This window comes from Dermacoccus sp. PAMC28757 (assembly GCF_014302635.1).
GTDB classification, from domain to species: Bacteria; Actinomycetota; Actinomycetes; order Actinomycetales; family Dermatophilaceae; genus Dermacoccus; species Dermacoccus abyssi.
On the sequence record NZ_CP060292.1, the window covers coordinates 94,337 to 117,572 of the forward strand.

General features: G+C 69.5%; 21 protein-coding genes. 11 read left to right on the forward strand and 10 right to left on the reverse strand.

The genetic code is table 11. From position 1 onward, the window contains the following. The first annotated feature begins 50 nt into the window (after window positions 1–50). The gene (locus tag H7F30_RS00435; protein ID WP_129664101.1) at window positions 51–1,013 is read left to right on the forward strand and encodes a patatin family protein; all 963 of its coding nucleotides are present in this window, start codon (window positions 51–53) and stop codon (window positions 1,011–1,013) included. A gap of 96 nt (window positions 1,014–1,109) precedes the next feature. On the opposite strand, the gene H7F30_RS00440 is transcribed toward H7F30_RS00435, so the two are convergent. Beyond that, complete coding sequence (locus H7F30_RS00440; protein ID WP_129664099.1) at window positions 1,110–2,555, reverse strand: DEAD/DEAH box helicase; 1,446 nt, start codon at window positions 2,553–2,555, stop codon at window positions 1,110–1,112. Between the two features lie 443 nt (window positions 2,556–2,998). On the opposite strand from H7F30_RS00440, the gene H7F30_RS00445 reads away from it, so the two are divergent. Then, window positions 2,999–4,228 (forward strand): MFS transporter, encoded by a 1,230-nt coding sequence (locus tag H7F30_RS00445; RefSeq protein WP_255464904.1) that lies wholly within the window; start codon window positions 2,999–3,001, stop codon window positions 4,226–4,228. A 9-nt stretch (window positions 4,229–4,237) separates the two neighbouring features. Here the strand turns inward: H7F30_RS00445 and H7F30_RS00450 are convergent, their stop codons facing one another. Continuing rightward, window positions 4,238–4,579 carry a hypothetical protein gene (locus H7F30_RS00450; RefSeq protein WP_187036037.1) on the reverse strand — a complete coding sequence of 114 codons (342 nt, stop codon included), beginning with the start codon at window positions 4,577–4,579 and terminating at the stop codon, window positions 4,238–4,240. A gap of 198 nt (window positions 4,580–4,777) precedes the next feature. On the opposite strand from H7F30_RS00450, the gene H7F30_RS00455 reads away from it, so the two are divergent. From H7F30_RS00455 to H7F30_RS00470, 4 genes are all read left to right on the forward strand, one after another. Next, complete coding sequence (locus tag H7F30_RS00455) at window positions 4,778–5,317, forward strand: hypothetical protein (protein ID WP_187036039.1); 540 nt, start codon at window positions 4,778–4,780, stop codon at window positions 5,315–5,317. A gap of 43 nt (window positions 5,318–5,360) precedes the next feature. Next, the gene (locus tag H7F30_RS00460) at window positions 5,361–6,035 is read left to right on the forward strand and encodes a peptidyl-tRNA hydrolase (protein WP_370562741.1); all 675 of its coding nucleotides are present in this window, start codon (window positions 5,361–5,363) and stop codon (window positions 6,033–6,035) included. Window positions 6,036–6,271: 236 nt separating this feature from the next. Next, window positions 6,272–6,817: an NADPH-dependent FMN reductase gene (locus H7F30_RS00465; protein ID WP_187036041.1), complete on the forward strand. Its 546-nt coding sequence runs from the start codon at window positions 6,272–6,274 to the stop codon at window positions 6,815–6,817. Between the two features lie 83 nt (window positions 6,818–6,900). Continuing rightward, on the forward strand, window positions 6,901–8,034 hold the full coding sequence (locus H7F30_RS00470) for an alanine racemase (protein WP_187036042.1): 1,134 nt from the start codon (window positions 6,901–6,903) through the stop codon (window positions 8,032–8,034). Window positions 8,035–8,122: 88 nt separating this feature from the next. Here H7F30_RS00470 and H7F30_RS00475 read toward each other — a convergent pair whose 3' ends face one another. From H7F30_RS00475 to H7F30_RS00485, 3 genes are all read right to left on the reverse strand, one after another. Further along, complete coding sequence (locus H7F30_RS00475; protein WP_187036044.1) at window positions 8,123–8,458, reverse strand: metal-sensitive transcriptional regulator; 336 nt, start codon at window positions 8,456–8,458, stop codon at window positions 8,123–8,125. Further along, the gene (locus H7F30_RS00480; protein ID WP_187036045.1) at window positions 8,455–10,770 is read right to left on the reverse strand and encodes a cation-translocating P-type ATPase; all 2,316 of its coding nucleotides are present in this window, start codon (window positions 10,768–10,770) and stop codon (window positions 8,455–8,457) included. Before H7F30_RS00480 ends, H7F30_RS00475 begins: the two co-directional genes overlap by 4 nt. A gap of 101 nt (window positions 10,771–10,871) precedes the next feature. Then, window positions 10,872–11,078 (reverse strand): heavy-metal-associated domain-containing protein, encoded by a 207-nt coding sequence (locus H7F30_RS00485; RefSeq protein ID WP_118912817.1) that lies wholly within the window; start codon window positions 11,076–11,078, stop codon window positions 10,872–10,874. Between the two features lie 197 nt (window positions 11,079–11,275). Here H7F30_RS00485 and H7F30_RS00490 point away from each other — a divergent pair, with 197 nt between their 5' ends. Next, window positions 11,276–12,850 (forward strand): alkaline phosphatase, encoded by a 1,575-nt coding sequence (locus H7F30_RS00490; protein WP_129664085.1) that lies wholly within the window; start codon window positions 11,276–11,278, stop codon window positions 12,848–12,850. A 137-nt stretch (window positions 12,851–12,987) separates the two neighbouring features. After that, window positions 12,988–14,262 (forward strand): MFS transporter, encoded by a 1,275-nt coding sequence (locus H7F30_RS00495; protein WP_187036048.1) that lies wholly within the window; start codon window positions 12,988–12,990, stop codon window positions 14,260–14,262. A gap of 32 nt (window positions 14,263–14,294) precedes the next feature. On the opposite strand, the gene H7F30_RS00500 is transcribed toward H7F30_RS00495, so the two are convergent. Then, entirely contained in the window at window positions 14,295–15,095 is an 801-nt protein-coding gene (locus H7F30_RS00500; RefSeq protein ID WP_187036050.1) for an SDR family oxidoreductase, read from the reverse strand. A gap of 144 nt (window positions 15,096–15,239) precedes the next feature. Here H7F30_RS00500 and H7F30_RS00505 point away from each other — a divergent pair, with 144 nt between their 5' ends. Both H7F30_RS00505 and H7F30_RS00510 read left to right on the forward strand, forming a co-directional pair. After that, the gene (locus H7F30_RS00505; protein ID WP_187036051.1) at window positions 15,240–15,716 is read left to right on the forward strand and encodes an NUDIX hydrolase; all 477 of its coding nucleotides are present in this window, start codon (window positions 15,240–15,242) and stop codon (window positions 15,714–15,716) included. 132 nt (window positions 15,717–15,848) lie between these two features. Next, entirely contained in the window at window positions 15,849–16,244 is a 396-nt protein-coding gene (locus tag H7F30_RS00510; RefSeq protein ID WP_052946773.1) for a DoxX family membrane protein, read from the forward strand. Between the two features lie 91 nt (window positions 16,245–16,335). Here the strand turns inward: H7F30_RS00510 and H7F30_RS00515 are convergent, their stop codons facing one another. Together H7F30_RS00515 and ppc are read right to left on the reverse strand one after the other, a co-directional pair. Further along, window positions 16,336–17,277: a 2-hydroxyacid dehydrogenase gene (locus tag H7F30_RS00515; RefSeq protein WP_187036053.1), complete on the reverse strand. Its 942-nt coding sequence runs from the start codon at window positions 17,275–17,277 to the stop codon at window positions 16,336–16,338. 48 nt (window positions 17,278–17,325) lie between these two features. Further along, window positions 17,326–20,112 carry a phosphoenolpyruvate carboxylase gene (ppc, locus tag H7F30_RS00520; protein ID WP_187036055.1) on the reverse strand — a complete coding sequence of 929 codons (2,787 nt, stop codon included), beginning with the start codon at window positions 20,110–20,112 and terminating at the stop codon, window positions 17,326–17,328. Window positions 20,113–20,187: 75 nt separating this feature from the next. Here ppc and H7F30_RS00525 point away from each other — a divergent pair, with 75 nt between their 5' ends. Next, window positions 20,188–20,811 carry a LysE family translocator gene (locus H7F30_RS00525; protein WP_187036057.1) on the forward strand — a complete coding sequence of 208 codons (624 nt, stop codon included), beginning with the start codon at window positions 20,188–20,190 and terminating at the stop codon, window positions 20,809–20,811. 80 nt (window positions 20,812–20,891) lie between these two features. Here H7F30_RS00525 and H7F30_RS00530 read toward each other — a convergent pair whose 3' ends face one another. Both H7F30_RS00530 and H7F30_RS00535 read right to left on the reverse strand, forming a co-directional pair. After that, window positions 20,892–21,803: a DUF559 domain-containing protein gene (locus tag H7F30_RS00530; RefSeq protein ID WP_187036060.1), complete on the reverse strand. Its 912-nt coding sequence runs from the start codon at window positions 21,801–21,803 to the stop codon at window positions 20,892–20,894. A 163-nt stretch (window positions 21,804–21,966) separates the two neighbouring features. Then, on the reverse strand, window positions 21,967–23,157 hold the full coding sequence (locus H7F30_RS00535; RefSeq protein ID WP_187036062.1) for an MFS transporter: 1,191 nt from the start codon (window positions 23,155–23,157) through the stop codon (window positions 21,967–21,969). Window positions 23,158–23,236 lie beyond the last annotated feature (79 nt).

Here is a 23,236-nt window from a genome sequence, read left to right on the forward strand (position 1 = left end):
CACAGGATTCCCCGTTTGTGAGGCACGGACGAGGTCGTCACAATGAGCCGGTGCATGACGTACTCGATCTCCTCCGGCGGCGACTGGCGGCCGGCTCCACGCCCGGCTCGCGTGACGACGACGCGCGCCTCGCTGTCGTCCTCGAGGGCGGCAGTTCACGTGCCGCGTACGGCGGGGGCATGGTGGCCGAGATGGAGGAGCGTGACCTTCTCCCTGCCGTCGACGCCGTTTACGGAACGTCGGCCGGAGCGCTCAACGGGGCCTGGCTCGTGTGCGGGCGGGCGCGAGCCAACATCCACGGCTGGTGGGCTCCCGAGAGCATGAACGCCACCATCCGACCGCGAAACGCGTTGCGCGGAAAGCCGGTCGTCGACACCGACGTCATCGTCTACGACCTGTACGAGAACGTCACGCCCATGGGCTTCGAGGAGATTCTCGCCAGCGACGTCGAGTACCACCCCATCGCCACGGCCGCAGCGACGGGCGAATCGGTCGACCTCGTGAACACGATCCACGACAAGGCGAGTTTGCAGAACGCCATGCGGGCCACGGCCCGTCTGCCCGTGTTGGGCGGGCCGCCCGTCGAGATCGACGGGGAGTTGTACATCGACGGCGGCATCAGTGAGAACGTGCCGATCGAGACCGCCCTCGAGCAGGGTGCGACGCACGTGCTGGTGCTTCGTACGAAGGCGCCGTCCCTGGAGATCTCCCCGGACAAGCGCATCGAACGTCAGCTCGTGGCGCGGTGGATGACGCGGCACGCGCCCGGTTCGGCCGGCGCGTGGAAGCGTCGCGCGGAACGCAAGGTGGAGCTCGAGTCGCTCATGTACGACGACCCGCGCATCCTGCAGGTCTCACCACCCGCCGACGTGGCGCGCATCTCCGTCGTCGGCCGGGCTGAGGACGTTCAGCGCCGCGCCGTCGAGGACGGCCGGCGCATCATGGCCGATCTGCTCGACGAGGCAGACATCGCGCGCTCCTCCACCTCGGAAGCCTTGCACGGGCCCCACTGACCCGCTCCAGACGGCCCCCCCCCCCCCAGACGACGAACGGCCGGTGAGGAGTGAATCCTCACCGGCCGTTCGTCGTTCGGAAGAAACGTTGCCGCGTCAGCGTCGGCCGCTGCGCGAGTTCGCGGAGAACGACGCCGCTCCCCCACCGCTGCGGCCACCCGTGGCCGACCCGTTACGGCGCGAGCCGCCGCGGGCCCCACCGCCCTGGCCGCCACGTTCGCTCGAACCCTGCGACCCACCTCGGCCGGAACCGCCGCGCTTCTGGCCCGAACCGCCCTGACCACCACGGCTGCGACCACCGGAGGGCGAGCCGCCCCTCTTCGAGGGCTGCTGGACGGGCGCACTCGGCATCGCAGCAGCCACGGCGCTGGCGTCGAGAAGCGAACGCTCGCCGGGGGCGAGTTCCTGCAGCAGCGGGTGCGCACTGTCGACCGACGTCGTCGTCGCGGTGATCTTCGCCGCGCGCAGGAGCGACTTCACGTCGCCGCGCTGATCCGGCGTCATGAGCGTGATGACGGTGCCCGCCGCGCCGGCGCGTGCCGTACGTCCCGAGCGGTGCAGGTAGGCCTTGTGCTCGGCCGGCGGGTCGGCGTGAACGACGAGCGACACGTCGTCGACGTGGATACCGCGCGCCGCGATGTCGGTGGCCACGAGCGTGCGAACGCTGCCCGAGTGGAAGGCGTCGAGGTTACGCACGCGGGCGTTCTGCGACAGGTTGCCGTGCAGGTCGACCGACGGCACACCGCGGGCGGCGAGCTGCTTCGACAGCTTCTTCGCGCCGTGCTTGGTGCGGGTGAAGACGACGGTGCGCCCCGGCGCGGAGACGAGGTCGGTGAGGACGTCCATGCGCGTGTCCTTGTCGACGGCGAGCACGTGGTGCTCCATCGTCGCCACCGGCGAGCTGGCCGAATCGGCTTCGTGCGTCACGGGGTTCGTGAGGAACTTCTTGACGAGAACGTCGATGCCGTTGTCGAGCGTCGCCGAGAACAGCAGGTGCTGAGCGTCGCTCGGCACCTTCGAGAGGATGCGCTTGACGCCGGGCAGGAAGCCCATGTCGGCCATGTGGTCGGCCTCGTCGAGCACGCAGACCTCGACGTCCTCGAGGTTGCAGAAGCCCTGACCCATGAGGTCCTCGAGGCGTCCGGGACACGCGACGAGAACGTCGACCCCGGCGGCGAGCGCCTTGACCTGCGGGTTCTGGCCGACACCACCGAAGACGGTCGTGTAGGTCAGGCCGGCGGCCTCGGCGAGGGGCTTCAGCGAGTCGGCGATCTGGTTGGCGAGCTCACGCGTCGGTGCGAGGACGAGCGAACGCGGCTTGTACGTGCGCGTTTCGTAGCGCGTCTCGTCGAGACGAGCGACGAGCGGCAGGAGGAATGCGAACGTCTTGCCCGAGCCGGTACGGCCACGGCCGAGAACGTCACGGCCACCGAGGGAGTCGGGCAGCGTCGCGGCCTGGATGGGGGTGGGCGTGGTGATGCCCAGCTTGTCGAGCGTCTTCGTCAGGACGGCAGGCACGCCGAGATCGGCAAAGGAAGTCAAGAAATCTCCGAACACATGGATTCACCCGCGAGGCGTAACACCTCGCGTCGCAGGCGAACTCGTTGTTCTCACGATCACCGGGTCGACGGGCGAGAAACGTCGCCTCCGGCCGACCGGCCACCTGCTCGAACGGCCAGTCTACGCGCTGTACAGGCAGACTCCTGCCGCCGCTCACGTCCAGGGCACCCCGGACGCGTGAATCGCAGCCGTCGGCGCCCCATCCTTGTGTGCCCATAGGCTGGGCAACGCACCGCACACATGCCTAGGCTGCACGCAGACCAATCCGTCCACCGCGCCCGCCCGAAGAACCTGACGGCACGCGATCCGCGTGCCGAGGACGCCGACAGCACAAGGGGAATTCGATGGCCGCCATCGCCCACACACCAGCCCGTCGGTTGGACGATCACCCGCCCATCAGCCGTGGTTCGCTCACGGTGGCCGGCATGTCGACCATCATCGAGTGGTACGACTTCACGCTGTATCTCTACATGACGACGGTGATCTCCCGCGTCTTCTTCGGGGGCGGCACCGGCGGCACCGCCGCCACGTTGCTCGTGTTCGCATTCACCTACCTGCTGCGCCCGGTCGGCGCGGCGGTGTTCGGTCACATCGGCGACCGGATCGGGCGCAAGCCGGTTCTGCTCATCTCGATGGCGCTCATGACGGTCGCGATGCTCGTCACCGCACTGCTGCCGACCTACGCGTCGATCGGTGCGACGGCGGGCTGGCTCATGATGGCGATGCGCTGCCTCATGTCCTTCAGCGTCGGCGGTGAGTACTCCGGCGTCATCACCTACCTCGTCGAAGGTGCGGAGCCGAAGCGTCGCGGATTCATCACGTCGCTGGCCTCGGCGGCCAGTGAGGTCGGCGGTCTCATGGCTGTCGGTCTCGCCGCCCTCACGACGTCGTTCTTCACCGGCCCGGACCTCGACTCGTGGGGCTGGCGCATCCCGTTCTTCATCGGGGCGATCATGGCCGGCGCCACGCTCCTCATGCGCTCGCGCATGGACGAGTCGCCCGTCTTCGAGGAGGAGGACGAGGACGACAAGGCGACGAACCCCCTCGTCGAGGTGCTTCGTGTCGAGCCCGGCGCCGTCGCCCGCGGCTTCGCTATCTCCGCGCTCGGCTCGATCACCTACTACGTCGGCATCGGCTATGCGCCGACCTTCCTGCAGAACGCCGGCAAGTTCAGCGAGAGCGACGCCCTGTGGCTCGGTACCGCAGCCGCGGTCGCCGTCATCCTCGTGACGCCCTTCGCGGGCATGGCCGCCGACCGCTTCGGGCGCCGCCCGATCCTGCTCCTGTTCGGCGTCCTCGCGGCGGTGACCTCGCTGACGATGTTCCAGCTCATGGCCTCCGGCAGCCGAGGCGCAGCGCTCACCGGAGCACTCGTCCTCGCCGCTGTCGCCGGTGGCTGGAGCGCCGTCGCCGCGTCGACGATCGCCGAGCAGTTCAAGTCGAAGGCACGCATGTCCGGCATGGCGCTCGGCTTCACGACGGCCACGGCCATCTTCGGCGGGTTCGCCCCGCTGGTCGGCGAGCGCCTCATCGAGATGACCGACTGGAAGCCCGCCCCCGGCGCGATGATCGCCGTCGTCGCGCTCTGTGTGCTGCCGGTCGTCTGGTATCAAAAGGAAACGGCCCCGGCCGTCGTCGAGAACGAGACACACTGAGGCAGGCCGCTACCCCAGCATGCGGGTGGCGGACGAGAGATCGGCGGGCACGCGGTAGACGCGTTGCTCGCCGTTCTTCGTCACGGTGACGACGAATGCGTCACCCTCCTTCGTCACGTTCTCGACGGTGGCGTCCGGCACGAGCGAGCGGACGGCCGTCGTCACGTTGCGCACCTGCGTCGCGGTGGCGGTGTCGCTGAGCTCGGCCCGCGCGGCGGCACTGGCGTCCGTGGCCCACGACGCGACGACCGCTTGAGCCCCTGCTCCGAGGGCGACGAGCGTGGCCGCGACGGTCAGCGTGACCGTGGCGAGCGTGCGGATGGGACGACGACGGTGAAGCCTTCGTGGCATGGCGTTTCTCTCCTTCGAGGTTGTCTCGCGAACGAGCGTCACCGCCCCGGCTGTGGCGCTCCTGTCACCGCCGTGTCACCGGCATGGGAGCCGTCACCGGACGTTCGTCCCGGCGCCCCGCCTCGCAGCGGGGGTGGTCTGCGAGGTACCGGACGGGCGCATCAGCGCAGCCGTTCGCCTCTCGTGAGGACGAGTCACATGAAGAAAATCGTCGCGTCGCTGTTCGCGCTGTTGAGCGCGAGTGTCGTGGCGTGCGGCTCCCCCGAGGCCGCCGTGATCGACTCACCGTGGTCGTCCGTCGCCACAGGCATGAGCGGCGACTGGGGTTGGCGACTCGTGCAGTCGACGAAGGGTGAGCACCGTTGCCTGGGCCTCGTCGCGGGGCGCGACGGTGAGGTGCCCTCGACGAAGGCTGCGGGACGCGCCCTCGCGCAGCCGCGCAAGGATGACGACGTGCGCGCCTCCGGCTCGTGCTCCTTCGTCGGAACCCTTTCGAAGACGACGACACGCGACGTGAAACTCGAGCTCGACGACACCTCGACCCTGTCGGCGGGCATGGTGCCGGCCAAGGCCATGACTCTGCTCGCGGGAACCGTCACGACGCCGACCCAACCGATCGTCGACATCGAGGGACTCCCCCGGGCCCGCTACTGGCTCGCACCGAATCTCGACACGAGCGGCACCTTCGACCTCCAGGGCGCCGACGGTGCGGCGGTCGCCTTCACCACGCCCCTGTGATCACGCCTCGTGGGCGCACCCGCGAGTTGAGACAATGCCGGACGTGAACACGAGCGACGTCCCCTGGGCCATGCAGATCGCGCTGCGCGTGGAGAAGAGCGACCCACCGAGCGACATCGGCGCCTGTGAAGCGGCCGCTCGCGCGTGCGTCGGGCTGATCGTCGAAGCGGAGCGCCGGGCCGCCGCCCCGCTCGCTGAATCGGACGAGGCTGTGGTGGACACCTCGTGGCTCGAGGCCGTCGACGCGTGGCGCGGCATCGCCATCCGCAAGATCGTGCGGCGCGCCCGCGGCAAGCGCTGGGACGACGCGCAGACCGTGCCCGGCTTCACGTGCACGCAGGGCCGCGCCGAGGCGCGCGCCTTCGTCCCGGCACCGGTCAAGCCGCTGCCGCCCGAACTCGCGAAGATGCAGGTCGAAGGCACCGCGCTGCCCGAGGGTGAGAGCACCACCGAGAACGCGATGGTGACAGTGCGCATCAGCCCCCTCGTCGAGATGACGAGCGGCAAAACGGCCGCACAGTGTGCCCACGCGGCGCAGCGGGCGTGGGAGGCGATGACGCCCGACGAGCGCAGCCGCTGGGCGAACGACGGCCACCGCGTGCGGGTCGTGCGCGACACGGAAGCGGCTTGGGCCGCCGACGCGGGCCGCGTCAGCATCATCGACGCCGGCTTCACCGAACTCGAGGGCCAGCACGAGACGACACGCGCGAACTGGTGAGTGCGAGGCGTTCGGCTTGAGCGTCGCGTTCCCCGTCCGGGGCGAGGCTCTCCCACATGCGCGACTCCTCGCGCATGTGGGGAGGTCAGAGCCCAAGGGTTCCCCACTCGCGCGGCATCTCGCGCATGTGGGAGGCGCCGTGACCGCCCCCATCTGTCCACGGGGTCGCAGCAGCCCTTGGTGATTCGTTGAACGTTCAATAGCCTGGGTCGACACCCCCTTTCGAAGGAGCAGGTATGAAGATCGGCGTCGTTCTCGGATCCATCCGTGACACCCGCAAGGGCGAACTCGTGGCGCAGTGGGTGCTCGACCAGTCATCCGCACGTGACGACGCCGAGTTCGAGCTCATCGACCTCGCCTCGTTCGACGTGCCGCTCCTGACGAGTGCCACCCTCCCGGCCCAGGCGAACCGCTCCTACGACAACGAGCAGGTGACGGCGTGGAGCAAGGCGATCGACGCGTGTGACGCGTACGTCTTCGTCACGCCCGAGTACAACCACGGCGTGCCCGGCGGTTTCAAGAACGCCGTCGACTCCCTCGGCCCGGAGTGGCAGAGCAAGCCCGTCGGCCTCGTCTCCTACGGCGCCGACGGCGGCGTGCGCGCCGTGGAGCACTGGCGCCAGATCCTCGCCAACTTCCACATGATCGTCGTGCGCCAGCAGGTCTCGCTCCTGCTGTTCAGCGAGTTCACCGAGAACGGCCTCAAGCTCGAGGACCGCCGCGCCGGCGAGCTCACCATGCTGTTCGACCAGGTCGTCTCCGCGGCCAAGCGCTGCGCCTGAGCGGTTCCCTCACGGCCGGTCGGCGCTCGCGGACGGCGGGCTCGGCGCACTAGGGTGCGTTCACCCCATCAAAGGATCCACCCATGTCAGCCGCACCGCGCCTCGTCGTCGATCTGGACGTGCTCGAACGCAACATCGAGACGATGGCGGCCCGTGGGCGGCGAGCCGGGCTCCCGATTCGGCCGCACGCCAAGACACACAAGATCCCCCGGATCGCCGCGATGCAGCGAGACGCCGGCGCCCGGGGATTCACGCTCGCCACGATCGGTGAGGCCGAGGTCTTCGCCGCGGCGGGCTTCGACGACCTGTTCATCGCCTACCCGCTCTGGGTCGACGCCGGAGACGGGGCGAGACTCGCACGGTTGAGCGAGTCGGCGCAGATCACCGTAGGGTGCGACAACCTCGATGCAGCCCGATCCCTGCGTCGCCATACGGGCACCGCTTCGCTGCGCGTGCTCATCGAAGTCGACTCGGGCCAACACCGCAGTGGCGTGACGCCGGGCGACGCGGGCGAGTTGGCGGCTGCCGTGGCCGGGCTCGGCCTCGACGTCGTCGGCGCGTTCACCTTTCCCGGGCACTCCTACGCCCGTGAGGCGCGCGGCAGCGCCGCCCAGGACGAGCGCGCCGCTCTCTCACTGGCTGCCCAGGCCATGCGAGCCAAGGGAGTAGAACCGAACGTGCGAAGCGGCGGGTCGAGCCCGAGCATGGCGTTCGTCAGCGACGGGCCGTCTGTTTCGTCGGCGGGAACCTCACCTACCTCGTTGACGGTCGGTGAACCCTCACCCGCCGACACGGCCTCGTCGGCGCCCACCGAAATGCGGCCTGGCGCTTACGTGTTCAACGACGCTCAGCAGTGGGAACTCGGGGCGTGCACCGCCGAGGACATCGCCCTCACCGCACACGGCACCGTCGTCAGTCACGCAGGAGGACGCCTCGTCGTCAACGCCGGGAGCAAGGTGCTCGCCCCCGACAAGGCGGCCTGGGCCACCGGCCACGGGCGTCTGCTCGACCATCCCGACGCCCGCATCGTGCAGCTGTCGGAGCACCACGCCGTCGTCGACATGGGCGGTTCGTCGTTGCCCGCGCTCGGCTCGACCGTGCGCCTCGTGCCCAACCACTGCTGCAACGCGATCAACTACGCCGACGAGGTCGACGTCGTGCAGGACGGGCGGCGCCTCGACCCGTGGGCCGTGGCCGCCCGCGGCCTCAACGGCTGAGCGGCTGGAAGGCGTAGCGCTTACGCGGCGCCAGCGCACTCAGCTGCGCCGCTTGGACGCTTGGGCGCCGCCGCGGGCGAGAGAACCGTCAGCGAATGAGGCGGCCGATGGCGTCGCGCACCTCGGCGAGCTTGATCTCCTGCTCGTCTCCCCCGGCGCGGGCCGCGTCGACGACGCAGTGGGCCATGTGGTCGTCGAGCAGTTCGAGCGCGACGGCCTTGAGGCCGGACTGGATGGCCGAGATCTGGGTGAGCACGTCGATGCAGTAGCGGTCCTCGTCGACCATCTTCTCGATGCCCCGCACCTGCCCCTCGATCCGCTTGAGGCGTCGCGAGAGCGCCCTCTTCGAGTCGTGGTAGCCGGGCGTTTCAGCCGATTCGTCACTCGTGCAGCAGGTTTCGGCCAACGAGGGCGTTTCGGTCATGACTGGTCCTTTCCGTTCGACGACGAGGCGGCGAAGCCTCGCAGACGCAGACTGTTGAGGACGACGAACACGGAGCTGAACGCCATCGCCGCGCCCGCGATCATCGGATTGAGCAGGCCGAACGCGGCCAGCGGTATGGCCGCCACGTTGTAGGCGAAGGCCCAGAAGAGGTTGCCCTTGATCGTGCCGAGGGTGCGACGGGCGAGGCGGACGGCGTCAGCCGCCACGCGCAGATCGCCGCGCACGAGCGTGATATCGGCCGCCTCGATGGCGGCATCCGTGCCCGTGCCCATCGCGAGGCCGAGGTCGGCCGTCGCGAGCGCGGCAGCGTCGTTGACGCCGTCGCCCGCCATCGCGACAACGCGCCCCTCACCCTGCAGGCGCGTGACGACGTCGACCTTGTCGGCGGGCAGCACATCGGCGATGACATCGGCGATGCCCACGTCGGCAGCCACGGCGTGCGCGACACGCTCGTTGTCGCCGGTGAGCAGCACCGGGCGCAGGCCGAGTTCCTTGAGCTCGGCGACGGCCTGGGCGCTCGTGGGCTTGATCGTGTCGGCGACCGCGACGAGGCCGCGCGCCGCGCCGTCCCAACCCACCGCGACCACGGTGGCGCCACCCGCTTGAAGGCGAGCCGCTTCGTCGGCGAGGGCAGCGGGAACCGGCATCGACCAGTCCTCGAGCAGCGCTGGTCGACCGACGACGACCCGGCGGCTCGTGTCGCCGTCGACCACGACGCCCTGGACGCCCAGACCGGGCACGTTCTCGAAGGAGTCGAACGTCGGGCGCAGCGCCGTGCGGTCCTGCGCAGCCCGCGCGATGGCCTGGGCGATGGGGTGTTCCGAACCACTCTCGAGCACGCCGGCGTAGGTGAGCACGTCGCCGTCGGCCTCACCGTCGGCGGCGACGACGGTCTGTACGCCCATCTCGCCACTCGTCACGGTGCCCGTCTTGTCGAGCACGACGGTGTCGACGCGACGGGTCGATTCGAGCACCTGCGGGCCCTTGATGAGGATGCCCAACTGCGCGCCGCGACCCGTACCGACCATGAGGGCCGTGGGCGTCGCAAGGCCGAGCGCGCACGGGCAGGCGATGATGAGCACGGCGACAGCGGCGGTGAAGGCACCCTCCACGTCGCCGGCGATCACGAGCCACGCCACGAACGTCAGCACCGCGAGGGCGATGACGACCGGCACGAAGACACCGGAGATCCGGTCGGCCAGACGCTGGGCGTCGGCCTTGCCGTTCTGGGCGTCCTCGACGAGCTTCGCCATCCGCGCAAGCTGAGTCTCGGAGCCGACGCGGGTGGCGCGCACGACGAGCCTGCCGCCCGCGTTGAGGGTGGCCCCGACGACCTCGTCGCCGTCCGTGACGTCGACAGGAACCGACTCGCCGGTGAGCATGGAGGCGTCGATGGCCGACGTGCCGTGCTCGACGACGCCGTCCGTGGCCACCTTCTCGCCCGGGCGCACGACGAAGCGATCACCGACGGCGAGCGCGCGCACGGGGATGCGCTCCTCGCGCTCGGAACCGCCCGAGCCGCGCAGGACGGTGACCTCCTTGGCCCCGAGGTCGAGCAGCGCGCGCAGCGCCGCGCCGGAGGCACGCTTGGAGCGGGCCTCGATGTAGCGGCCGAGCAGGATGAACGTCGTCACGCCTGCGGCGGCCTCGAGGTAGATGTTCGAGCTACCGTGCCCGCTCGAGGAGGCGAACTCGAAGCCGTGCTTGAGGCCGGGCATGCCGGCGTGGCCGAAGAAGAGTGCGTAGAGCGACCAGCCGAAGGCCGCGAGGACGCCGACGGAGACGAGCGTGTCCATCGTCGTCGAGCCGTGGCGCGCGTTCGTCCACGCCGCACGGTGGAACGGCCACGCGCCCCACACGACGACCGGCGCGGCCAGCGTCAGCGACAGCCACTGCCAGTTCGTGAACTGCAACGGCGGCACCATCGCCATGAGGACGACCGGCACGGTGAGAACCGCGCTGATGAGGAGGCGTTGACGCAACTCCTCCGTGTGTCGTTCGGCGTCCGACAGCGGCGCGTCAGCACCATCGGCATCAGCGTCGCCCACAGGAGTGAGCGGCTCGGGTTCGATGACGCTCGCGCCGTACCCGGCCTTCTCTACGGTGGCGAGGAGGTCGGCGACGTCGGTGCCCCCGGGGTAGCTGACGTGCGCCTTTTCCGTGGCGTAGTTGACGCTCGCGTCGACGCCGTCGAGCTTGTTCAGCTTGCGCTCGATGCGGTTGGCACACGACGCGCACGTCATGCCGGTGAGCGCGAGTTCGACCTCGTCATGGGTGGTGGTCGCCTGCATCCTCGTCCTTCCTCACTCGATGCGGAGCGCGGCTGAAGACGGCGCGGACGTGGGGAGCCACCTTCAGCTGCGACTGCGGTTCGCCGTCGCCGTTCGGCCGATCACGCGAGCTGGTATCCGGCCTCGGTGACGGCCGCTTCGACGGCCTCGCGCGAGACGGGCTCGTCGGAGGCGAAGGTGAGGCTGCCGCTCTCGTGGTCGACCGTGACGTCGCGGACGCCCGCGATCTCCTCGACCTCTTCGGTGACGGACGCAGCGCAGTGGCCGCAGGTCATTCCGGTGACGGTGTAGCTGTTCTCGTGAGCCATGGTCTTCTCCTCTCGGGTGCGGCGCGCAGCCGCTCGGTGAGGACAACAGTATACCCCCACGGGGTATTCGACGAACAGTGTGATCTCCGCGACGCTCTTCACGCAGCGTGCGCTCCACGTTCACGGCAGGGCCACTCACAGCGGCGGAAAATCATCGAAAGTCGTTGTGTTACAGCACTCGACCATCAGGACGCATCATGTTCGACATCTCTCGCCGCCACTTCGTCGTCGGCGCCGGAGCCGGCTTCGGCGCGACGCTCATCGGAGCGAACGCCACAGCTTCCCCCGGCGGGGGCCGACTTTCTCAGAACCCGTTCGCTCTGGGAGTGGCTTCCGGCGACCCCCTGTCCGACTCCGTCATCCTCTGGACCCGCCTCGCCCTCGACCCGCTGGACGAGAGCGGTTTCGCCGGCATGCCGGCGCGCACCGTTCCGGTGCAGTGGCAGGTCGCCGAGGATCCCGGCATGCGGCGCGTCGTACGTCGCGGAACCTTCAGGGCCAGGCCGGAGAACGCCCACAGTGTCCACGTCGATGTCAGAGGGCTGCGGCCTGGACGCGAGTACTGGTACCGCTTCAAGGTGATGCGTTGGCTATCACCGATCGGCCGCACCCTCACGGCACCCGCCCCTCACGAGATGCCGGCCTCGCTCGCCATGGCCTTCGCCAGCTGCGCACAGTACGAACACGGCTTCTTCACGGCCTACCGGCGACTCGCACAGGATCACCCGGACCTCGTTCTTCACCTCGGCGACTACCAGTACGAGTACAGGGCGAACACCTACGTCTCCCCGGACGGCAACGTGCGCGACCACGCCGGGCCCGAGACGTGCGACCTCGCGAGCTACCGCCAACGCCACGCCCAGTACAAGGCCGACGTAGACCTGCAGAGCGCACACGCCGTCGCGCCGTGGCTCGTCGTGTGGGACGACCACGAGATCGACAACAATTGGGCCGCGGGCGTGCCCGAGAACACCAAGGCCGAGGAAAACAACGGTACGCCCGCGGCGTTTGCTGCGCGGCGACGCGACGCCTTTCGCGCCTACTGGGAGAACATGCCGCTGCGCCTGCCCCAGCCGAAGGGCGCTTCGTTCCGGATCTACCGCCGCACACAGTGGGGCCGCCTGGCCACCTTCCACATGATGGATACGCGCCAGTATCGCGACGACCAGCTCTACGGCGACGGGTGGAAGGCCAAGGGCCCCGAGATCGACACGCCCGGACGTTCGATGACGGGAGAAGCTCAGGAGAAGTGGCTGCTCGACGGGTTCACGGCGTCGCGCCAGCGTTGGGACATTCTCGGACAGCAGGTGTTCTTCGCCGCGCAGGATGCCGACGCCGGCCCCGGCGAGAAGTACTCGATGGACGCGTGGGACGGCTATCGGGCGAACCGTTCGCGCCTCACGAAGGGGTGGACCGAGGCGGGCGTCCGCAACCCGGTCGTCCTCACCGGGGACGTGCACAAGCACTGGGCAAACGACCTCAAGCTCGACTGGTCGGACCCCGATTCCCCCGTCGTCGGCTCCGAGCTCGTCTGCTCGTCGATCACGTCGACCGGTGACGGTTCCCACTCGACGACCAGCCCGAACCAGCGCATCAACCCCCACCTGAAGTTCTACAACGACGACCGCGGCTACGTCACCACGCGCATCACCCCGGAGGCGATGACGGCCGAGTTCCGTTCGCTCGACATCGTGACGAAGCCCGGCGCCGACGCCGTGACGAAGGCCCGTTTCCGTATCGAGGACGGTGTTCGCGGCCTCCAGCGGGCCTGATGCGATGCCCACGTGAGCCACGCCACTCTTTTTGACCACGTCGACAAGAACCGTCCATCCTTGGCGAGTTCTCCCGCCCGCGACGGCGACCCCGACGCAGGCGTTCCACCCTCGCCCACCCTCAGCGAAGGACACCAGTGACGCAGATCGACACGACCCGAGCGACCCCTTCGACGCGGCGGGCTCCCCGCCCCCACTCGGGCTGGGACGCTCCGACCCGCGTGCGCATCACGCTCACGGCGGCCTCGATCTTCGTCCTGCTCGTCGGCGCGAACCTCATCACGCCACTGTTCCCGCTGTTCTCCGCGCGCCTCGGGCTGACGACGAGCGACGTAACGCTGGCCTTCGTCGCGTACATCGTGCCGCTCGTCGTCGGGCTACCGATCTTCGGTCACTGGTCCGATCACTACGGACGACGGGCCGTCATGGCCGTCGCCGTGGTGGTCGCCCTGCTCGGGACAGCGGCGTTCGTCACGGCGCAATCGCTCGGCGCGCTCGTGCTCGGCCGCGCTCTGCACGGCGCGGCCGTCGCGCTCGCCACCGGCACCGCAGCGGCGAGCCTGCGCGACCTCCTGCGCGAGCGATCGGAACTCGCCACGGCTCTGACGCTCCTCAGCTCGGCGGGCGGCGTGGCAGCCGGCCCGTTCATCGGCGGTTTGCTCTCGCAGTTCGGCGACCCGATGCACACGCCCTACCTCGTCCACGGTGCCGCCGTCGTGGTGCTGCTCGGCCTGCTCATCGCGGTGAAGCCGCTCCCGCCCGTCGCGCCTCCGCCCGCCGACCACCCGCGCTGGCTGACGCTCATGCCCGCCATGCCGCGCGTGTCCGCGACGACGCGTCGCATCTTCACCCTCGCTGCGGCGACCGGGTTCCTCTCCTTCGCCGTGTTCGGCTACTTCCTCGCCATCGCCCCCGGTCGCTACGCCGATCTGCTCGGCGGCTCGCGCCTCATGGCCGGCATGCTCGCGACGATCGCGCTCGGCAGCTCGGCCGCCGCACAGCTCGCTCCGATCCGCGGGGCGCACAAGGCCGCGGTGGCCCTCACCCTCATGACCGGTGGACTCGCTCTCGCCTTCTACGCCGACCACGCCCACACCGCACCGGCCCTCGTCGTCGCAGGCTTCCTCATCGGCAGTGGCCAGGGCGTCGCGTTCCGCACGCTGTTCGCCACGATGAGCGCGCTGACGCCGCCGCGCGAGGTGGCACGCTCGGTGAGCCTCATGTACGTGGTCACCTACTGCGGCAGCGCCATCCCGGTGCTCGTCCTCGGCATGGCGATCGACCACGTCGGCGCAGACACACCCGTTGGCGTCTACTTCGTCGCCACCATCGTCATGGCAGCGCTGCTGGCCCTGGCCTGCCTGCGCTACCGCGTGCCGGCACGCGACGAGTTCGCCCACCACGGGCACTGAGCCCGGTCGGCGGTCCGCGACGAGCCGAACCGTCAGCTCGACGCGAGGTGCTCCCCGAAGCGCTGCATGCCCGAGATCCAGCGGTCGTAGTCGGCCGTCTTGCCGCGGAGCATGTCGAGCACGTTGGCGTGCGGGAGGATGAGGAAGGTCTCGGCCCGCATGGCATCGACGACGTCCTGCGCCACCTGCTCGGGGCTGAGCACCGGCCCCGACTCCGTGACGGCGCGCTGTGCAACGCGCGACCCCTCGCTCACGTCGGTGAGCAGCGCCGTGTCGACGCCCATGGGGCACAGGCACGACACACGCACACCCTTCGTGCCGTAGGTGACGGCGAGCCACTCGCAGAACGCGACGGCGGCGTGCTTCGTCGTGGCGTACGTGGCCGAGCCGAGCTGCGTGATGAGGCCGGCGGCCGACGCCGTCGAAACGAAGTAGCCCTCGCCGCGCCCGACCCACCCCGGCACGAGCGCCTGCGCTGCGCGCACGTGCGCCATGACGTTGACGTCGAACGACGCCGCCCACGCCGCCTCGTCGGCGAGGTCGGCTCCACCGCCGATACCCGCGTTCGCGGCGTACACGTCGACGGGCCCGTCGAAGGTCTCCTCGGCCAGCGCGATCATGGCGGCGATGTCGGCCGGGTCAGCCGCGTTGCCCGCCCGCGCGGCTACGGCTCCGTGGGTCTGCGCGAGGCGCTCCCGCGTCGCTTCGAGGCGGTCACCGTCGAGGTCGCTGATGACGACCTTGGCCCCCTGTTCGAGGAAGGCCTCCGCCATCGCGGCGCCGATTCCTCCCGCGGCGCCCGTGACGATGCACACCTTGCCAGCCAGCTCCATGATTCGCTCCTTGCTCCGTCGCTCAACGTGTTCCCGATCACATCACACGACACCGACAACCCCGAACACGGCCTCACCGGAACGAGACCGGGCCGCCCGGACTTCGGGTCGAAACCAGCGAAGACGCGGGGTAGTTTCGGGGACATGACGTGGTTCCCACCCGAGATCCCGGCGTCAGCGGGCGCCATGCTCTTCGACGAGGCGGGCAACCTCCTCGTCCTCGAACCGACCTACAAGAAGGGCTGGACGATCCCCGGCGGCGCGATGGAGGCCGACGGGGAATCACCCTGGGAGGCCTGCCGCCGTGAGGTGCTCGAGGAGACGGGGCTCGTCGTCACCTCGGGGCGCCTCGTCGTCGTCGACACGCGGCCCGACAAGCAGACGGGCACGATCGGCCTGCGCTTCCTCTTCCACTGCGGCACGCTCACCGACCAGCGGATCGCGTCGATCGAGCTGCAGGAGAGCGAGATCCGCAGCCACCGCTTCGTCGATCGAGAGGGTGCGAAAGCCCTCCTTTCCAAGCCGGTCCGACGACGCGTCCTCGCCGCGTGGGATGCGCCGGACTGCCTCTACCTCGAGAACGGTCGCCCCGTGGAGGGCATCGAGACACCGGCGTCATGACACCGAGCCGATGTCGGATCGGTCACATCATGAGCTCCGTGCGGAATAGCGCCCGATCGGGCAGGCTTATGCGTTGGCAGACGTGGGCGACGCTGCCCTCCACCGACATTCCCCGAAAGGTTGCGATTCTCCATGGTCAACCCCGGCAAGGCCCTCGGCCGCGCACTCATCGGCTCGCTGTTCATCTACGGCGGCCGTAACGCTCTCGTGAACCGTCAGCACCTCACGGGTCTGATCGACAACGCGCAGGAGCAGTACGGCGTCAAGGAGAAGGTGCCCGCCACCTCCGAGCAGCTCATCCAGGCCAACGGCGCCGGCATGGTCGCCCTCGGTTCGACCCTCGCGCTCGGCATCAAGCCGAACCTGTCCGCCATCGGCCTGCTCGGCATGATCGGCGTGACGACGGCCGCTGCGCACGACTTCTGGAACCTCGAGGACCCCCAGGAGCGCAACGAGCAGATGACGAAGTTCTTCGGCAACGTCGCCGCTGCCGGTGGCCTCATCACGCTGCTGTCGACGAAGGGCTGATCCGTCGCGCCACCAGGCGCCCAGATCGCACCGAAGCCGCCCTCCCCCATGGGGACGGGCGGCTTCGTCGTGTCGCGGCTCGACGGAGCGATCAGTTGACCGGCGTCACCGCGCGGCCGTCGGCGAGCCACGTGCGCACGTTCTCCAGCACGGTGTCGGCCATCGCACGGCGCGTTTCGCGGGTGCCGCTCGCAATGTGCGGCGTGAGCACGACGTTGTCGAGCGCCATGAGAGCCTCGTTGATGTGGGGCTCGTTCGGGTAGACGTCGAGGCCCGCCCCCGCGATGGTGGCGTCGTTCAACGCCTGGACGAGCGCGTCCTCGTCGACGACGGTGCCGCGCGCGATGTTGACGAGGTAGCCCTCCGGCCCGAGCACAGCAAGGACGTCGGCGTCGACGAGCGCCTTCGTCGCGGCACCGCCGGGCGTCAGGACGACGAGCACCTCGGCCCAGCCGGCAAGCTCTTCGGCACCGCCGAAGTAGCGGTAGCTCGTCTCGACCTCGTTGCGGTTGTGGTAGCCGATCTCGCACCGGAACCCCTCGAGCCTCGTCGCCACCTCCTGGCCGATGCGGCCGAGACCGAGGATGCCGACGCGCCGCCCCGTCACCTCGCGCTGGAGCGGGAACGCGCCGTTCTTCCACTTCCCCGCGCGGGCGAACCGGTCGGACGCGCTGATCCCGCGCAGCACGTCGATGATGAGCCCGACGCCGAGGTCAGCGACACCGTCGTTGAGGACGTCGGGGGTGTTCGAGACGGTGATGCCGCGCTCGCTCGCCGCCTCGACGTCGGTGCTGTCGTAGCCGACGCCGAAGTTCGCGATGAGTTCGAGATCGGGCAGGGCGTCCATGAGGTCGGCGTCGAAACCGGCGAACGAGGACGTCACGGCAACCTTCACGCCGGCTCCGTGCTCATCGAGGAAACTGCGACGCTCACTCTCGTCGGCGGGCAGGCACAGCGCGCCGTCCTCGGTTGTCAGTTCCTCGGTCAGGTCGGGCAGAAGGACGTGCTGTCCCGCGATGACGACGTTGCTCATGGCCCCATCCTGCCAACTGCCCGAACGACCGTGGGCAGCGGAGAGCCGTCAGCCCGAGTTGCGCAGCGCCGTGGCCAGCCCGTTCATCGTGAGCAGGATGCCGCGCTTGAGCTGCGGGTCGTCGTCACCGGCGCGGTAGCGACGCAGCAGCTCGACCTGGAGGTGGTTGAGCGGTTCGAGGTACGGGAAACGGTTGAACACCGAACGCTTGAGCGCCGCGTTGTCCCACAGCAGGTCGTCGTGGCCGGTGATCTTCTCGTACATTGCGAGGGTGCGCGCGTGCTCGTCACGGATCTGGCCGAAGACGCGCTCACGCAGCTCCTCGTCCTCGACGAGTTCGGCGTACTCGGCGGCCAGACCGAGATCCGACTTCGCCATGACCTGCGCCATGTTGGAGATGACGGTCTGGAAGAACGGCCACCGCTCCGCGTACCCGCGCAGCTGCTCGAGCCGCTTCTCGTCGACACCGATCCACCGCTCGAGGGCAGCACCGGTGCCGTACCAACCCGGCAGCATGACGCGGCACAGCGACCACGACATGACCCACGGGATGGCGCGCAGATCGTCGATCGAGTTCGTCGCCTTGCGTGAGCTGGGGCGCGAACCGATGTTGAGCTCGCCGATCTCGGCCACGGGCGTCGACGTCTTGAAGTACTCGACGAAGCCGTCGGTACGGTGCACGAGGTCGCCGTACGCCTCACGGGCGAGCGCGGCGATCTCGTCCATCGCGGTGTAGGCGGCCTCCACCTCGTCGGGCTCAAGACCCTCGACGTCGAGCAGGGACGATTCGAGCGTCGCGGAGACGAGCGCTTCGAGGTTGCGCGTGGCGAGCTTCGGCTCGGCGTACTTCGCGGCGATGATCTCGCCCTGCTCGGTCAGGCGAAGCGAGCCGCGGACGGCGCCGGGCGGCTGCGCGAGGATCGCTTCGTAGCTCGGGCCGCCACCACGACCGACGGTGCCGCCGCGGCCGTGGAACAGGCGCAGCCGGATGTCGGCGTCCTCGGCCACCTCGACGAGGTCGAGTTCGGCGCGGTAGAGCGCCCAGTTGGCGGCCATGTAGCCGCCGTCCTTGTTGGAGTCGCTGTAGCCGAGCATGATCTCCTGCAGCCCACGCTTGCCGTCGACGAGCGCCCGGTAGGCGGGCACGTCGAGCGCGGCGCGCAGCGTCGTCGCGGAGACCTGGAGATCCTCGATCGTCTCGAACAGCGGCACGATGTTCACCGAGCAGACGGGCGTGCCGCCGTCGACGGTGAGCAGGCCCGCTTCTTTGAGGAGTACGGCCGTCTCGAGCATGTCGGAGACGCTCGTGCACATCGAGATGACGTAGTTCGGCACGGCCTGCTCGCCGAACGTCCGCACCGCGTGAGCGGCGGCCGCCGTGATGGCCAGCTCCTTCTGCGTCGTCTCGCTGAACGACGCCGACGGGCCCGCAAGGGGTCGGTTCGACGCGAGCTCGGCGGTGAGGAGTTCGACGCGGGCGTCCTCGTCGAGCGAGGCGTAGTCGTCGTGCACGCCCGCCCAGGCGAAGAGTTCGGCGATCGTCGCCTCGTGCGTATCGGAGTTCTGACGCATATCGAGGCCGTAGAGGTGGAAGCCGAACGTGCGCACGGCCTCACGCAGGGTGGCGAGCCGGTCGTCGGCGATGAGGTTGTCGCCGGTGCTGCGCAGCGACACATCGACGATGTCGAGATCCGCCAGCAGCTCCTCGGGGGTCTCGTACGCCGGAGCGGCCGCGTCGAGCGTCATGGTTTTGGCGTGCGTCTCGGAGAAGAAAGCCTCGAACGTCACCGACAGACGCGCGCGGACCCAGGCGAGCGCCTGACGGTACGGCTCATCGTCGCGCGCGTCACCGGCGTCGGCGCCGCGCTTGGCGAGGGCGAGGAGGTCGTCGCTCGTCGGCGACATGCGAACGGACATCGACAGGCTCTTCTCGAGCTGCGCCAGCTCGTCGAGGTAGTGCCCGACGGCCGTCTCGGACGCGCGCCGCGTGGCGTAGTCGACGACCTCGCCCGTGACGTTGGGGTTGCCGTCACGGTCGCCGCCGATCCACGAACCGGCGCGCAGCAATGGCTCCTCGCCGATGCCCTTGCCCGGGTACAGCTCGTCGAACGCGGTGCGCAGGCCGGCATTGATCTGCGGCATGACGTCGAAGAACGCCGCGTCGTACCAGCGCAGGCCGGCGTCGATCTCGTCGGTGATCGTGATCTTCGACAGGCGGATCAGGGCCGTCTGCCACAGCGTGAGGACCCACAGCTTGATCTGGCGCAGGTTCTCCGCGTCCTCGACCGGGTCGAGGGTCATGCGCTCGCGTTCGCGCATGAGGGACTTGATGTGGCTCTGCGCCTCGAAGACCGTGCGGCGGCGCGTCTCGGTGGGGTGGGCCGTGATGACGGGCACGACGCTCGCGCCGGCCAGGCGCTCGGCCGCGAGGTCACCGTCGATGCTCGCGCCCGCGAGCTTGCGGTAGGTGGCGGCGAGGGAGCCGTCCGGGGCCTCCTCACCCGCCGCGATGTGGGTGGAGCGGCGGCGCTCGCGGTGCAGATCTTCGGCGATGTTCGCGAGCAGCGCGAAGTGGCTGAAGGCGCGGATGACGTGGAGGGCGTCGCGGGTGCCGAGGCCGGTGAGCGTGTCGCCGAACGACCCGCGGTCCACCTCCTGACGACGCACGCCGAACGCGCGCACACGGGCGTCCTCGACGAGGCCGAAGACGCGCTCGCCCTCGTGCTCACGCACGACGTCGCCGAGCAGGCCGCCGAGGAGGCGAATGTCGTCACGCAGCGGCTCGGTCTGGGAGCGGTCCGCGTCGGTCGTGATGAAGTGCAGTGGTTCGGACATGCTCGCCAGTATGCCGAGAGCGGAGGGCGCCACGACGGAGCGTCCAGTCGGCGAAGCGTTCCCTACGATGGCGCGGTGATCTCAACCGTGGTGACGGCGCTCGGCCTCGGGCTGGCCGCCGGCATCAGCCCCGGCCCCCTGCTCGTCCTCGTCGTCACCGCGACGTTGCGCGGCGGGCTGCGCCGGGGCCTCGCCGTGGCCTGTGTGCCGTTGCTCAGCGACGCCGTCGTCGTGGGCGTGACGCTCCTTGCGCTGGGCCGGATGCAGACGTCGTGGCTGGCCTGGCTCGGTGTTGTCGGTGGCATCGCGGTGGCTGCGGTCGGCGTGCAGACGATGCGCGAGGCCCGTTCGGAAAGCCTGGCGCTCGGCGCCGACGCCCCACGCCGCACGGGTCGTGACGAGGTGCGCCGCGCCATCGCGCTGAACCTCGTCAGCCCGCACCCCTGGATCAGTTGGCTCACGTTCCTCGGGCCGCTGACGGTGACCGCGTGGCGCTCGAGTCCGGCGGCCGCGATCGCGTTCGTCGCGGTGTTCTACCTCATGCTCGTCGGCGCGAAGGCCGTCCTCGCCGTTCTCGTCTCCCGCGGGCGCGACCGACTCACGGACACCGGTTACCGCCGCGCCGTCGTCCTCGCCGGGTGGGCGCTCGTGGCGCTCGGCGTCGTCATGGCCGTCGAGTTCGCGACGAAGCTCGTGTGAAGTGAGCAGCCGCCCCACCTGTGAGTGTTGGCCCAGTGTGTGAGCGGCGCCGGTCACAGACCGGGCCAACACTCACATCGTTATGCGGCCGTCGCCGCAGCTCGCGCCAGCATCGAGCCCACATATCCGGGGCGACGCATGTCATCGAACGTGAAACGCAGCACTCGATATCCGAGGCGAGTCAGCGCCATCTCCCGACGTTTCTCGCGGCGGAGGTCGTCGGGTGAGGCGTACTTTCCCATTCCGTCGAACTCGACGACGACGTTCGTGCCCTCGATGACGAAGTCGACCCGGGCCACGAACCGTCCGACGTCGTCGTGGACGACGACCTGCGGCACGAGTCGCACCCCGGCCACGTGTGCCTCCCACCGCACCAGTGACTCGCCGACCGATTCCACCCGACCATCGGCCAACGAGACGGCCAGGCGCGCCTCGCGAGCGCCGGGGCGCTTCCCGAAGACCTGCGACGCTTGGAGCAGGCTGGACCTAGTCACGCCCGCGTGCGCGGCGGCGTCCGCCGTCACCAGTCCCGCTCGCGGACCGTGGGCAGCGGCAATCTGAACGCAGGCCTCCTCGAGCCGCTGACATCGCAGGCCTTCGATCACCACGGTCTCGCTGCCCCACGGCATGAAGGAATGCAGCACTCCGCGTGAAGCCTGCACGCGAGGTCGGCGGGAGACCTCGACCCGTTCGGGTTCGGACAGGACGGCCACGCCGTGAGCCACCGCGCTGGAACGTCCGACGAGGTACAGGTCTGGCCGTCCGGCCAACAGACTGCCGCAACGTCGAAGGTGAAGGCATCGGGCACGCTCGAACGCGGTGACGCCAACGAGTGGTGCCACGATGAGGTAGTCCCCACCGCCCAACGACTCCAGTAGTCCGGCGGAGACCCAGGAGGCGAGGGTGCGTTTCAACAGGCCCTGCCGATCGGCGTCGGAACGGTGGAAGTCATGGCGGCCTTCGGCGAGACGGCGCTTCAGCGGTTCGGTCATGCCGTCAGCGTGCGTCGCGTCGCCTGCCTCGTGCCGACGTCGGGCCCGCCGCCTGTGGAAAGGGGTGTCAGAGCGTCATACCTGGGGAAAACAACCTGTGAGTGTTGGCCCAGTGTGTGAGCGGCGCCGGTCACAGACCGGGCCAACACTCACATCGTGCGCATCAGCGCGCGGCTGCGCGGGTGATGCGCCGTCGGTAGGCGACGACCATGAGCGTCGCCGTCAGCATGCCGATGGCGGCGACGACGTAGACCGCGTGGATGCTGCTCGTGTCGAGCACGAGGGCTCCGAGCGCGGCGCCACCGGCGATGGCGAAGTTGAAGATGCCCGAGTCGAGAGCTGCCGCGGGTTCGGCATACTCGCCCGCTGAGGTGAGCACCCAGTGCTGAAGCACGACGGCCATTGCGCCGCCGAACAGGCCCCAGATCGTCATGGCGATCGCCGCGACGATGGGTGCGCCCGAAATCATGAGGACGAACACGCCGACGGTCATGCCGGTGGTCACGAGCAGCAGCGCGAGCATCGGGCGCGTGCGCATGATCGGCGCCGATCCCACGTTGCCCACGAGGCCGGCGACGCCCATGAGCAGCAGCATTCCGCCGACGCCGGCCTCGCTCACGCCCGCGAACTCCTGCAGCGCCGGGCTCGCGTACGTGTACGCGCAGAACTGCGCGACGACGAGCACCGCAGTGACGAACAGGGCCAACCGCACCGGGCCGATCGACCACGCGTGGCGGTAGCCGTCAAACGTAAAGCGCTCCGTGACGAGAACGCGCGGCACGAGCACCCACAGCGCGCCGGCCGTCACGAGGCACAGGGCGGCGAGGACGAAAAAGGCCGTGTGCCACGTCCACGTCGTGCCCAGCCAGGTGCCGAGCGGAACGCCGAGAATCGTGGCCGCCGCGGCGCCGGTGAACGCGACCGTCGTCGCGAGCGCCGCGCGCTCCGGGCGCACGATGCGTGACGCCACGATGGCGATGAGCGCCCAGAACACGCCGATGCCGAGGCCCGCGATGAGGCGCGCCACGAGGTAGACGGCCACGTTCTGCGCAGCCGCCGTCGCTGCCGTCGCGGCACTGACGAGGAGCAGAGCAACCACGAGCACGAGGCGCCGGTCGAGCGTGCCGATGACGACGCTCGTCGACAGACCCATGACACCCGCGACGGCGCCGGCGAGCGTCACACCGAGACCCACGGCGCCCTTCGACGCATCCAGGTCGTCGGAGATGAGGGTGAGAACGCCGATCGGCAGTTCCTCCACCGTCACCATCGCGAAGATGCCGACGGCGAGCGCCACCACTCCGGGCCAACCCGAGTCGCGCAGTTCTCGAAGCGACGACACTGACCTGGGCATGACGCGGTGACTCCTTCTCGCAAAATGACGGTGTTGAGGTCCACTCTCGCAGGCCGGGCGGCCACCCACGTCATCGCCC